Raw genomic sequence first — 13,249 nt, 5'->3', positions numbered from 1 at the left:
GAGATATGCGTGCTGCTTCCACACATAAAGCAACCGGGCGATCTGAAATCACTGTCGGTTGAGGAGCTGGCTTCTCTAGCCGAGGAAATCAGGAGCTTTTTGATTGAGAAGCTGTCCGTGACTGGGGGGCATCTGGCATCGAATCTGGGAGTGGTTGAGCTCACAATCGCCCTGCATTACTGCTATAACAGCCCGAAGGACAAGATGATTTATGACGTTGGGCATCAGGCCTACGTACACAAAATATTGACAGGGCGAATGGATCGGTTTGATACTCTTCGTCAGCGTGATGGACTTTGTGGATTTGTAAAAAGAAGCGAAAGCGAGCATGATGTCTGGGAAGCTGGTCATAGCAGCACATCTCTGTCAGCCGCAATGGGGATGGCTTTGGCACGAGATTTGAAGGGCGAGGACAATAAAGTTATTGCGTTGATCGGAGATGGAGCATTAACCGGAGGCATGGCCTTTGAAGCGTTGAACCATATTGGTCATGAACGTAAAAATTTGATGGTCATTCTGAATGACAACGAAATGTCGATAGCGCCGAATGTTGGGGCCATGCATAATTATTTGAGCAAAATCCGCTCGGACCGTCATTATTTGCGAGCAAAGGATGAGCTGGAAGTTTTGCTGAAAAAAATACCTGCTATCGGCGGTAAACTTGCCAAATCGGCTGGCCGTGTTAAGGACAGTCTTAAATATATGATGGTGCCGGGCGTGCTGTTTGAGGAGCTGGGGCTTACGTATCTCGGTCCGGTCGACGGACATGATTTGCCGAAGCTGATCGAAACCTTCAAGCAGGCTGATAACGTCACTGGCCCTGTGTTGGTGCATGTCGTAACCATTAAGGGCAAGGGTTACAAGCCTGCGGAGGCAGATTCACACAAATGGCACGGAATCAGTCCATACAAAATGGAATCCGGTCAGGTACTCAAGGCTGTGGGCAACCCCATGTATACGGAAATTTTCGGACGGACGCTGATTGAGCTGGCTGAAAAGGACGAACGTATTATAGCGGTTACGCCTGCCATGCCTGGTGGTTCGGGACTGGTGCCGTTTAGCAAGGAATTCCCTACACGGATGATTGATGTCGGCATTGCAGAGCAGCATGCGGCTACTATGTGTGCTGCGTTGGCAATGGAGGGGATGAAGCCGGTATTTGCGGTATACTCCACTTTTATGCAGCGTGCTTATGATCAAATTGTACATGACATTTGCCGTCATAATGCGAATGTGATGTTTGCGATTGACCGTGCCGGTTTTGTGGGGGCTGACGGAGAAACGCACCATGGCGTGTTCGACGTAGCATTTTTACGTCATATCCCCAATCTGGTGCTTATGATGCCTAAGGATGAAAACGAGCTGCGCCATATGATGAAAACAGCGCTTGATTACGACGATGGTCCGATTGCTTATCGCTATCCTCGTGTTAATGGGGTTGGTGTGCCGTTGGACACAGAACTGAAAGCTATACCCATCGGCAGTTGGGAGCTTCTCCGCAAGGGTGAGGGCTACACTGTAATCGCTTCAGGCCCGATGCTCCAGGTGGCGACAGAGGCTGCGGAGGCAATGAAACGCGAAGGCTTGCAAGTGGGTGTCGTCAATGCGCGTTTCCTTAAGCCTGTGGATGAGGATATGCTGCGTGAGCTGGCCCGCCAGCATACGAAGCTGATCGTTTTGGAAGAAGCTTCTGAAGCGGGAAGCTTGGGTAGCGCCGTGCTGGAATTTTACGCCAAAGAAGAAATGCAAAATGCACAGGTGCGTCTGATGGGGATTCCCGATATGTTTGTGGAGCATGGCTCGATCAAGGAGCAACGCGCAGAAGCGGGCCTTACCATTGAAGCTGTGTGCCTTAAGCTTCGCAAATGGGCTTCCGAGCCAGTGTATGGCATGGGACAATCGGTATAGGGGAATTTGCGACAACGTTGATATTTATGAAAAAGTATGACAAGAGCAGCGTAGCTGCCTTAAAGGGAGATTAACATGTCTGTTCCGAAGGAACGCATTGATGTATTACTTGTAGAGCAAGGCTTTTTTGAAAGCCGTGAAAAAGCCAAAGCCGCAATTATGGCAGGTCTGGTACTGGCCGACAGTGAACGGATCGAGAAGGCGGGTATGAAGGTACCACGCGACAGCGAGCTTAAAGTAAAGGGTGCAGTGCATCCATATGTAAGCCGTGGAGGGTTGAAGCTGGAAAAGGCTATCCGTCAATTCGAGCTGGATATGAAGGGCAGAACGATGCTGGATATCGGCTCATCCACCGGAGGTTTTACGGATTGTGCCCTCCAGCATGGAGCGGAGTATGTATATGCCATTGACGTGGGATATAATCAGCTGGACTGGTCCCTTCGAAATGACGAACGGGTATGCGTAATGGAGAAAACGAATTTCAGGTATATGACACCTGCAGATTTGAACGGTCCTGTACCGAATTTTGCAAGTATTGATGTTTCATTTATTTCGCTGCGCATTATTTTGCCACCATTGCTTGCGTTGCTGCGTCAGCCTGCTGACATTGTGGCTCTGATTAAGCCACAGTTTGAAGCCGGACGTGAAAAGGTGGGGAAATCCGGCGTCGTCCGCGATCCTGCAACGCACAAAGAAGTGTTGCAAACCATCCTGACGTTCTCGCACGAGCTTGGACTTTCGCTGCAAGGATTGGCTTATTCTCCTATTACCGGTGGAGAAGGCAATATTGAATTTTTGGCACATTGGCGTTTGGATAAGCCTGCTATTGCTGACCCGCAACAGGAAAGCGTTGATTTCCGTCCGTTAATTGACCTTACTGTTCAGGAAGCAGGGCAGACCTTCAATAATGGTCCGTCGCGTAAGTAACATTCAGGGGTTCTCAAGAGTTCTGTGAACTTAAGGGAACCTCTTTTTGGTGTGAGGGATTGATTAACGAACTCATGTTCGCTTATAATGAAATAACAGAAGAAAAGGGATTCCACCTTCTGTCCTAGAATATGTCCATGAGGTGATCGATTCATGGACACGCGATATGATACGGTTATCATTGTCGTGATCGGCGTAATATTAGCGGTATGGGCTTTTTACGGCCTGCGTACCTGGTTAAAGGAGCCGGGACCGCTTGTATTAAAGACTATACCGATTAACGAGGAGTTGGACGAAGGGCCTGCTGTGGACTTGCTGGAAGACGCGGGTTATGAGCTGGTGGGCGGAAAAATGAAAATACCGCTTGCTTTTAAAGTGAATGGACATACCATGTATAGCCGTTTGTTTATAGACTATGTGGCTGTGCGAAATGGTTCAACATATATGGTCAAAACGTCACGCCGCAAGAAACCGATGGAGTGGAATGGTCCTGATTTGCGGGACAGGCTTATGCCTTATCTGCTGCTTTATCCGGGCTGTGCGGGCGTATTGTACGTTGATACGGACGAACGAAATATCCGCCTTATTACATTGGCGGAAGACATCGAAGAAGAGGAATATGAGGATTAATCCATAGGAGGATTTTATGAAGGGTCAACGACATATTAAAATCAGGGAAATTATTTCACAACGGGAAATTGAAACGCAGGACGATCTGGTTGAAGCCTTACGCAAGGCTGGTTTTCAGGTCACTCAAGCCACTGTATCTAGGGACATCAAGGAACTGCTGCTTATTAAAGTTCCGATGGATGATGGCAGGTACAAATATTCGATGCCTTCAGATCAGCGATATAACCCGGCGCAGAAACTGAAACGTACATTGGTCGACAACTTTTTACATATTGATTATACGACCAATCTGATCGTGATGAAGTGTCTTCCGGGAACGGCGAACTCGATTGCTGCATTATTGGACAACATTGAATGGCCTGAAATTATGGGTACCATTAGCGGGGATGACACCATTTTGATTATTTGCCGATCAGAAGAGAACAGCGAGGCCATTGTGAATCGTCTTATGGGCTACATTTCCTAAACATGATTTCTTAGGCCTATTTAGACGTTTGAATTTGTACATCATAGAGGTGAAAGAACGATGCTGGTCACTTTATCTATACGAAATTTGGCAGTTGTAGAGGCTGTCGATGTTCATTTTTATAAAGGGTTCCACGTATTGACCGGGGAAACAGGCGCAGGTAAATCGATCATTATTGATGCCCTCGGTCTGATTGCTGGAGGCAGAGGTTCCGCCGATCTGGTCCGTTATGGGTGTGATAAAGCAGAGATGGAGGCGCTGTTTGAGCTGCCGGTTAAGCATCCGGTTTGGGCAACGTTAGAAGAGCAAGGAATCAAGGCGAATGCGGAAGAACATCTATTAATTCGGCGGGAACTGACCGTTCAAGGCAAAAGTTCATCGCGGATTAACGGTCAAATGGTCAATTTAACGATGCTGCGTGAGGTGGGTGAGCAGCTCGTCAATATTCACGGTCAGCATGAGCATCAAAGTTTGCTACGTGCAGACCGCCATCTGGCGTTGCTGGATACGTTCGGTGATTCGGTCATCGGTCCGGTCAAAACGCTTTACAGAGAGCGCTACAATGCTTTTGTCAAAGCGGAAAAAGAAGTACGGGAGCTGCAAAGTTCCAGTCAAAAGGCCTATCAGTTATTGGACATGTATCGATTTCAGTTGGAGGAAATTGCCGCTGCCGAGCTTAAATTGGGAGAGGATGAATTATTGACAGAAGAACGGGTCAAGCTATCCCATAGTGAGAAAATGATGGATGGGATATCAGGAGCCTACGATCTGCTAAGTGGCAGAGGTGGACTGGATATGATCAATAACGTGTTGTCCAGACTGAATGATGTCCAAAGCTACGACAGCAAAAGCCTTCAGCCTATTGCGGAGCAGATTCAATCTGCTTTTTACCAGCTGGAGGATGCGGCGTTCCAATTACGTTCATACCGTGAGGATATTGAATTTAATCCGGGCAAGCTGCATGAAGTGGAGCAACGTCTGAATCAAATTACAGGGTTACAGCGAAAATATGGTGATAGTATAGAGCAGATTTTGGAATACTATAGCCGTATTGAGCAGGAAACCGATATGCTGGAGAATAAGGATGAACGGCTGGAGCAATTAATTGCAAAGCGGGATGAGTTGCTTTCGGATTTGCTTCAGATTGCAGAAGAGCTTACAGAAGCGCGTGAAATTTGTGCTGAAGAGCTGGCCGAGCAGGTAGAGCAGGAGCTAAAGGATCTGCAAATGGAAAGAACGTCACTCAAGGTACGTATTGATCCGATTGAAGATCCGCGCGGATATGAATATAAAGGTCGGCGGGTACGACCAACCAAGCAGGGCATCGATAATGCAGAATTTCTGATTTCCCCGAATCCGGGGGAGCCGCTTCGTCCGCTGGGCAAAATTGCTTCGGGTGGTGAACTGTCCCGTATCATGTTGGCGATGAAAAGTATTTTTGCACGTCATGATCAAATTCCGGTACTCATTTTTGACGAGGTGGATACCGGGGTAAGCGGTCGCGCCGCTCAATCCATTGCCGAAAAACTGTATCGTTTGTCTTCTGTCTGTCAGGTATTCTCGATCACTCATTTGCCGCAGGTGGCATGTATGGCGGATCACCAGTACCTTATCGAGAAGAATGTTCATGACGAACGTACAATGACGCAAATTGAAGCGTTAAATGAGGACGGACGTGTAAAGGAATTGGCACGTATGCTGGGCGGCGTGGAAATTACCGAAAAAACTTTGCATCACGCACAGGAAATGCTGAATTTGGCGGAAGGAAAGAAAGCCTGAAAAGAGCGGCTGGCGTAATGATTAACAGTTATAAAAGCCTGGGGGCAAGGTTACCTTATAGGTACGCAATTGGCGACCACCTTTACTCGTCAAGCGAAAGAAGCAAAGGGAGCGTGACAGCCATTGAATTTTTACTCCAGGATCAAATTGCTCGGTCTTTTGCTTGTTTTTCTTATTTGTTGTATCGGTAACGCCAAGCATGTGCATGCAGCGCTGCCTTCACAAGCTTCTCTGGAATTATTCGGTTCCCATGCAGTGAAGAAGCCTCAAGAAAACATGATCCCCGACTTGAAGGTGTATCCAGGGGGTCAGACGATCGGGGTCAAAGTAAAATCTTCAGGAGTGCTTGTCGTTGGTCATCATGTCATTCAGGAAAGTATGGACCGCAAGGTGTCACCTGGAGAGACTGCCGGAATTCGTCTCGGTGACCGGATCACCCATATGAATGGCAAACCGCTGGATAGCCTGACAAGGGTAGCGGAGGCTGTAGAGGAAGCAGGCAAGAACAAAAAGCCGCTCGACATCACGCTTTGCCGAGGGGAGCAGACGATTTCCACCAAGCTAACACCAGCTTATGATCGTGATGACAAAGCATGGCGGCTTGGACTGTATATTAGGGACTCGGCTGCGGGTGTAGGCACCTTGACCTTTTACGCACCGGATCAGGGGGTATACGGGGCCTTGGGGCACGTGATTACCGACATGAATACCCAGACCCCCATTGTTGTGGGGAGCGGGGAAATAGTGCAATCCAATGTGACGTCAATTGCGAAAAGTCAAAGTGGTGAACCTGGGGAAAAACGCGCACATTTTCTCAAGGATCATCGGGTGTTAGGTAATATTGAACGAAACACGAACTTCGGGATTTTTGGGAAGATGTCAGATGAGCCGCAATATGGTTTGTATTCCAAGCCGATTCCTGTGGCACTTGCGAATGAAGTAAAGGAAGGACCTGCAGAAATTTTGACTGTACTGGAAGGTCAGCAGATTCAGCGGTTTCAGGCAGAGGTCGTACACATTTCTCAACAGGATAAACCGGCAACCAAAGGACTTGTTATTCGTATCGTAGATCCAAAGCTGCTGGATAAGACCGGGGGAATTGTACAAGGGATGAGTGGAAGCCCAATTATTCAAAACGGGAAGCTCATAGGGGCTGTGACGCATGTATTTGTTAACGATCCGAAATCAGGCTACGGCTGCTTTATTGAATGGATGCTGCGCGATGCAGGAATCATGCAGAATAACGTAAGCTTGAAATCATCCTCTAATCTTAAGGCGAGCTAGTGGCCTTAAGATTTTTTTGTCGAAAGGCCAAGAATAAACTCGTAATAGCAAGTTAAATAATTAATTATAATGGAAACCATAAAAAAAATAAATAAAAATAATTTTCGACAGAAGGGATTCATAATTCGATGTCGAAATCATATACTCCGACAAGAAATATTTATTTGCTGTAAACTGATGTACCAACTGAATAACACTCAATAAGGAGGAAGTACATTGCAAAAAATTGAGGTATTGTTGGCTGATGACAACCGGGAATTTACGAATCTGCTTGCCGAATATATTTCCGATCAGGAGGATATGGAAGTTACAGGAATCGCCTATAATGGTGAAGAAGTGCTCCAACACATCGCAGAATCCCGCAACGTACCTGATGTACTTATTTTAGATATTATCATGCCTCATCTGGATGGTCTCGGCGTATTGGAGCGCTTGAGAGAAATGAACCTGTCTCCACAGCCGAAAATCATTATGCTGACTGCATTCGGTCAAGAAAATATTACGCAAAGAGCCGTACAGCTCGGGGCATCTTATTATATTTTGAAGCCGTTTGACATGGAAGTGCTTGCCAACCGTGTTCGTCAATTGGTGGGACCACAATTAGTCAGCAGCAGTCCGGTGACGGTTTCTTCCATGCGGTCTAATGTGGTGCCAATGGGCAAAACGAAAAACCTGGATGCCAGTATTACGGCCATTATCCATGAAATCGGTGTGCCAGCTCATATTAAGGGCTATCAATATTTACGCGAAGCCATTACTATGGTGTACAATAATATCGAAATTTTGGGTGCCATCACCAAAACATTATATCCCGCAATCGCCGAAAAATTTAAAACGACGGCATCCCGCGTGGAACGCGCCATTCGTCATGCCATCGAGGTAGCATGGACACGTGGCAACATCGACAGCATCTCTCATCTGTTCGGCTACACCATTAATATCTCCAAATCCAAGCCGACCAACTCAGAGTTTATTGCGATGGTAGCTGACAAGCTTCGGATTGAGAATAAGGTGTCCTGAAAGGGTTAATTAGGGAAAGTAAGCGAATAAAGAAGGTTCGCAGAGCTAAATATTTTACGTAGTACAACAAATAAACCAGCCGACACTTTCGTGTTTGGACTGGTTTTTTTACATTACCTACATCTTTTAATAAGCAGACCAACCAGCATCGGCTGTAATGACGGTACCCATTCACAAAGCTGGAATCATCCGAAGCAAGGAAACAGCACCAGGAGCGATTGCGTTACAACGTACGCCTTTATTAGCGTATTGGAAGCCTACATTTTTAGTCAGGCCAACAACGGCATGTATATACAAGCTGCACCAGCTCTAGAGCCTTGCAATCCGCCAAGTGAGGCAACATTAATAATGACCCCGGCACCTTTGTCCGTGAAAATAGGAAGGACCTTCCGAACTACAATAGCAGTAGCGACTCCGCCATTGGATTTAATGTCTGCTACAGTCAAGTTTGCCGCATCTACATTGATATCAGATACAACCACTTTAGCCCCTTCTTTAGCATACAAAATGGCTATTTCCTTACCCATTCCAGAGGCTGATCCTGTGACTACTGCCACCTTACCTTGAAGTTTCATGATGATCCCTCCGCACGTTCAGTTAAGTGTAATTCATTTCGTTAAACACTTGTTCAATAAAGTACAGTTATACCTTATTTATAGTATAATCATACTTATTAATGAATAAAAATCAGCAAATAAGCAGGAATTTGTTGCTTTTTGAACAGTATTTCTGCCTTGTGTAAATAAATTTTAAATTAACGGTGATGCTCCATGCCTAATCCAAAATTAGTTGAGGATAAACGCATTCGAAGAACGAAAAAACTATTAAGGGAATCTATAGTTCTCCTTTTAAAAGAAAAAGATTTAAAGGACATTACCATAACGGATATCCCAAGCTAGTTACTACGCCTACGCTATTTTGGGGATGATCATAGAATGGGTAAATGAAGATTTTAAGCATTCCCCTCGCTATATGGCGGAACAATTGCTGGAAATCATGAAACATAACACGTCCCACGCTGTTTATAAAACAAACCAGAATCAGCTTCACTAATCATCACAAGTAAAATTTTCCTTTTGGAAACAGTTCTGAAAAATCTCTTTAAGTTGATATAAACAATGTGTCGATTCATGTCGATATAATATGTACTATAAAGAAATTGAGGGGCGAATGTATGAAATTTAACATCCGAGCAAAATTGTTATTGGGGTTTCTTGCGGTAATTGCTTTATTGATTATCATTAGTTTGGTATCCATCTCAAAAATGAAAAACTTGGGTGACACTTCGATGGAAATTGATAGCCATTGGATGCCAAGTGTGACTATCCTGGGAACGCTAAACGGCGATGTATCTGATGTAGAACGGCTTTCCTTGAATATTATTGTAGAACGCGACCCGAGAGAGGTGGAGAAGGTTCAGGCGGAATACGATTTGGTTTTGAAAAAGGTCGAGAGCGGCCGGAAAACATATGAAAAATTAATTGCTACTCCTAAAGAACGTGAAATGTATGATGATTTCTCCAAAAAATATGCAGATTATCTGAATAAGTTGCCAGAGGTGATTGCAGCAGGGAAAGCTAACGATTATGTTCAATCCAGCATTCTGCACAAAGAGTCCTATGCGCTATGGGATAGCGCGAACAATATGATCTTTCAGCTCATCAAGCTGAACTCAGATGGCTCAAAACAGATTACACAAGAAGGCGTTGACAACTTTATCTCAGGTAGACAAATGGTCGTCGTTTTGAGTATTGCGGCTATTGTATTGGCACTGATTGTGGCAATCATCATCGCCCAAATTATTTCTAAACCCATTCTGCGAATCAGTCGTGCTGCTGAAAGCATTGCATCGGGTGATCTAACAAGTGAAGCTATAATTGTGAAGGGCAAGGACGAGATCAGCATGTTGGCACATTCCTTTAATGCCATGGTTGAGAACCTTCGCCAACTGATTCAATCGGTTAGTAAGACGTCTGAACTGGTAACCACTTCCTCGGAAGAATTGACAGCCAGCGCAGAGCAAAATAGCCAAGCTTCTGCACAAATAACCGAAACGGTACAAGAAGTAGCTACAGGAACGGGCGAACAGGTGGATATGGTGACAAAGTCGTCCCAGGCTATTGAGGAAATGTCCATCGGTGTAGAACAAATTGCTATTCGTGCGCAAAATGTATTTGCATCTGCTCAGGATGCGGCCCACAAATCAGCTGAAGGTAACCAGATGATTCAACAGGCTGTTACGCAGATGAACGCTGTAAATCACTCCATGGAGGGATTGGCTGGTCTTATGGCTGGATTGGGAGAGCGTTCAGATGAAATTGGCAAGATTATTGATGTAATCACCAATATTTCGAGTCAGACCAACCTTCTTGCTCTGAACGCTGCGATTGAAGCGGCCCGCGCAGGAGAACACGGTCGCGGATTTGCTGTAGTTGCAGGCGAAGTGCGCAAGTTGGCTGAACAATCGGCTCATTCTGCTCAACAAATTACGGAACTTGTTGGTTTGATTCAAAAGGACACTGCCCATGCGATCGAGGCTGTAGCGTCCAATGGAAAAGATGTCATGACAGGTCGGGAAGTCGTGCAGAATGCAGGTGCATCCTTTGAACTGATTCAGGAAACAGTTAATAAAGTAGCGAGTGAGATTGAAGAGGTATCCGCTGGCTCAGAGCAAATGTCTGCAAGTACGGATGAAGTTGTAGGCTTTGTCAGACAAATTTCAGCGATTGCTGAGGAAGCCGCAGCAGGAACACAACATGTGTCTGCTGCAACACAAGAGCAACTGGCATCCATGGAGGAAATTGCTTCAGCTGCAAGAAACCTGTCTACCATGGCAGAGGACCTGCAAGGACAAATCGGCAAATTCAAAGTATAACTCAGATCAACATAAATCAAGCTGGGATTCAGCAGAGACGGTGTGTGTAATAACACGCTGTCTCTTTTTATTTTGGGGCAATCCAATACTGAACAAAAGTTTACATAATCGTGGAATCCAAAGAAATAAAAAAACAGTGCGGTACAGGGTCTTGTTTTCACAGTGAGTTGATTGCTCTGACCAAGAAGTATACGGAAAACAAGGATTACGATTACCATGTGTCTACGGAAACAGAAAGGGGGCGGGTGGTCCAAGAGATTGTTGAAGACATCGACGCGTATACGCTACCGTTTTTTAAGCGATTTGAAGATGTAGAAGCATTGGCAGAGCAAGTTCATAAATCAGGTTTTTTAACGCATCGAAAACGTTTTGATAAGTTTAATCCGTTGACGAAAAGGTTCGTAGATTTTTATTATCGAGGGGAGTAAGAGAAAGTATAGTTTAGCAAAAAAACAGAAGACGATCGCCCTCTATCAAGCAGGAGTGTGATCGTCTTTTGCGTTACTTGGAATATATTCCAGCATATCGGTTAGATTATGTCTCTTACCAGTAAGATCCTCCAATGTGTTTATAACATGTGATGTATTACACGGAATGACAGGGGCATTTGAATTTGAAATATTATAAACTAGAGAATGAATCTAACTTTGAAAATAATTTTAGCTAGGAATTAATGCTTATTATCCAAGTCATACATTAGAATCAATGAAATTGAATGCTAAAACGCTCATCCCGAATTTTGAAAGTGGGATGAGCTTAACTTTTTTGGTAGTAAATTAGAATGTAGTCCAATGAAGTGTCTTTATAACGAGGTTTCATTTTAGAAATAGATGTATTCTGCTATAAGCGAAGTGCAGTATTTTAACTCATTCCATGATTATTTATTGTGATACTATCTTTAGCATTAGTTGAGGTTTACCATATCGGTTGAATTAAACTAAGTAGTCCAAAAGTCAGAATGAGATGAATAATTAGAGACTTTTTCACGGTTCCATTCCTCCTTAATAATTTTTTCGTACTCTTTTTTTTGCTCAGGGGAAGCAGACTTTTTGTAAAATTCAAACATTGTAGCACTTTGCTTGAAATCACTGTCGTTATTCATAATAATGGATAATATTAGGTAATGCAAGGCGCAATTGAGGCCCTCATGCATCCTCTGAATTTTGAAATTATAGATCGCAAGCTCTTGGAGAAAAGAGGAATAATAAGTACTGTGTGTCATATCGTTACGCTGGTCAAATCCTAAAGTGTGTTCTCGGAATTCTTCTAATGTTTCGTCCACAAGAAATCCATATTTATTCGCTGATTCTAAAATAGTAAGTAGCCCCGCTAGTATTTCATCAGGATGCTCTTTTAAATATTGTATGTAACCGGGGATTACCGCCATGTTGCCTGAAAGTAAGTCGAGTGTGTATCTATTACCTACCGCCCATAATTTAAATTGTTCTATTTGTTTTCGATCATCTGCATGTAAACCTTGCATCCAACTCAGATCAGCGTAGGCTGAAATGTATTTTTTTGCTTCCTCATATTCTCCCTTCTTTTGAAGGGCTGTAGACTTCGAGAGATAACTATATCCGTAATAAAAAACAAAAGGATGATCTGTTACAAGTGGTTCAGCCTTCTTCTTGCTTTCTAGTCTACGTATTTTATCATTGTATGCAGCTTTTACAACGATTTGGAATTCATCAGCGTATACCTCGACTTCATCCCATTTATGCTGATTAAACGATGTACCTGTCAGTTTATAATAACCATCTAATTGATAGTTTACAGGTAAAAGGTTACGAAAAGGCGCAAAACGTATCGCTGCTTCACGGTTCTTTTCCAAATTCTGACCAAGTGCAGCACGAAAAAGCCTATAGTGGCTTATGGCTAAACGCTCCGAATGCTGATATTTCTCATTTTCCACTATGTATTCATAGAAAGGAACAGCTTCCTTCGGTTTATCTGAATGATGTAATTCCTCCGCGATTTCAAATACCAACTCAAGCTGGTTTAAATCTTCCAGCATACGGGATAGAACGACGGCTATGCAGTCGTAAGGAGTCTTTTGAATAACAATAAACATACTGTAACTGATTTTGGATGGGCGATTAAGCAGAAGTTGGTTGAAAGGCATATGGATCAACAAACCTTTTGCGAGACTTACCAAATTCCCACGTCCCGCCTATCGAATCTAATCCATGGAACCCGCAAAGCTAAACGATATAGGCGATTAGTTTATGAATTGCTCGGTATTGATGATACATTTACGAAATAGGCGTTCAAAGATGATTCATGTTATATATGAAGGAGGAATGCTGAATGACAGGGAAATTACACAAGCTTAAAGTACGTTCCCATTTCCACCATTGCAT

The 13,249-nt window shown here is 44.2% G+C and carries 12 protein-coding genes and 1 pseudogene; 11 read left to right on the top strand and 2 right to left on the bottom strand.

Features of this window, described 5'->3' with window-relative positions:
• The first annotated feature begins 9 nt into the window (after nucleotides 1–9).
• The 7 genes from dxs to spo0A all read left to right on the top strand — a co-directional run bounded on the left by dxs (nucleotide 10) and on the right by spo0A (nucleotide 8,014).
• Nucleotides 10–1,908 carry a 1-deoxy-D-xylulose-5-phosphate synthase gene (gene dxs / locus QMK20_RS15420; protein WP_283652310.1) on the top strand — a complete coding sequence of 633 codons (1,899 nt, stop codon included), beginning with the start codon at nucleotides 10–12 and terminating at the stop codon, nucleotides 1,906–1,908.
• A gap of 75 nt (nucleotides 1,909–1,983) precedes the next feature.
• Nucleotides 1,984–2,835, top strand: a complete 852-nt coding sequence (locus QMK20_RS15415; protein ID WP_283652309.1) for a TlyA family RNA methyltransferase — start codon at nucleotides 1,984–1,986, stop codon at nucleotides 2,833–2,835.
• A 153-nt stretch (nucleotides 2,836–2,988) separates the two neighbouring features.
• A complete protein-coding gene (locus QMK20_RS15410) occupies nucleotides 2,989–3,465 on the top strand; it encodes a hypothetical protein (protein WP_283652308.1) in 477 nt (158 codons plus the stop codon).
• A 16-nt stretch (nucleotides 3,466–3,481) separates the two neighbouring features.
• Nucleotides 3,482–3,931: a transcriptional regulator AhrC/ArgR gene (ahrC, locus tag QMK20_RS15405; RefSeq protein ID WP_014282217.1), complete on the top strand. Its 450-nt coding sequence runs from the start codon at nucleotides 3,482–3,484 to the stop codon at nucleotides 3,929–3,931.
• A 60-nt stretch (nucleotides 3,932–3,991) separates the two neighbouring features.
• A complete protein-coding gene (gene recN / locus QMK20_RS15400) occupies nucleotides 3,992–5,710 on the top strand; it encodes a DNA repair protein RecN (RefSeq protein ID WP_283652307.1) in 1,719 nt (572 codons plus the stop codon).
• Between the two features lie 123 nt (nucleotides 5,711–5,833).
• Nucleotides 5,834–6,994, top strand: a complete 1,161-nt coding sequence (spoIVB, locus tag QMK20_RS15395) for a SpoIVB peptidase (RefSeq protein ID WP_283652306.1) — start codon at nucleotides 5,834–5,836, stop codon at nucleotides 6,992–6,994.
• A gap of 216 nt (nucleotides 6,995–7,210) precedes the next feature.
• On the top strand, nucleotides 7,211–8,014 hold the full coding sequence (gene spo0A / locus QMK20_RS15390) for a sporulation transcription factor Spo0A (RefSeq protein ID WP_283652305.1): 804 nt from the start codon (nucleotides 7,211–7,213) through the stop codon (nucleotides 8,012–8,014).
• 126 nt (nucleotides 8,015–8,140) lie between these two features.
• Here the strand turns inward: spo0A and QMK20_RS15385 are convergent.
• Nucleotides 8,141–8,589 (bottom strand): annotated as a pseudogene (locus QMK20_RS15385) (SDR family NAD(P)-dependent oxidoreductase).
• 349 nt (nucleotides 8,590–8,938) lie between these two features.
• Between QMK20_RS15385 and QMK20_RS15380 the strand changes: the two are divergent.
• The 3 genes from QMK20_RS15380 (at nucleotide 8,939) to QMK20_RS15370 (ending at nucleotide 11,317) form a co-directional block, all read left to right on the top strand.
• Complete coding sequence (locus tag QMK20_RS15380) at nucleotides 8,939–9,067, top strand: TetR-like C-terminal domain-containing protein (protein WP_283652304.1); 129 nt, start codon at nucleotides 8,939–8,941, stop codon at nucleotides 9,065–9,067.
• A 121-nt stretch (nucleotides 9,068–9,188) separates the two neighbouring features.
• A complete protein-coding gene (locus QMK20_RS15375) occupies nucleotides 9,189–10,889 on the top strand; it encodes a methyl-accepting chemotaxis protein (protein ID WP_283652303.1) in 1,701 nt (566 codons plus the stop codon).
• 110 nt (nucleotides 10,890–10,999) lie between these two features.
• Entirely contained in the window at nucleotides 11,000–11,317 is a 318-nt protein-coding gene (locus tag QMK20_RS15370; protein WP_283652302.1) for a hypothetical protein, read from the top strand.
• 509 nt (nucleotides 11,318–11,826) lie between these two features.
• Here QMK20_RS15370 and QMK20_RS15365 read toward each other — a convergent pair.
• Complete coding sequence (locus QMK20_RS15365; RefSeq protein ID WP_283656359.1) at nucleotides 11,827–13,044, bottom strand: DNA-binding protein; 1,218 nt, start codon at nucleotides 13,042–13,044, stop codon at nucleotides 11,827–11,829.
• Here QMK20_RS15365 and QMK20_RS15360 point away from each other — a divergent pair.
• Nucleotides 12,943–13,152 (top strand): XRE family transcriptional regulator, encoded by a 210-nt coding sequence (locus QMK20_RS15360; protein ID WP_283652301.1) that lies wholly within the window; start codon nucleotides 12,943–12,945, stop codon nucleotides 13,150–13,152. The two genes, QMK20_RS15365 and QMK20_RS15360, sit on opposite strands and share 102 nt — an antisense overlap.
• The last annotated feature ends 97 nt before the right edge of the window (nucleotides 13,153–13,249 follow it).

Origin of the sequence: Paenibacillus sp. RC334 (assembly GCF_030034735.1) — a bacterium.
Taxonomy (GTDB): Bacteria; Bacillota; Bacilli; order Paenibacillales; family Paenibacillaceae; genus Paenibacillus; species Paenibacillus terrae_A.
This window is presented reverse-complemented; position numbering and strand designations above follow the sequence as displayed.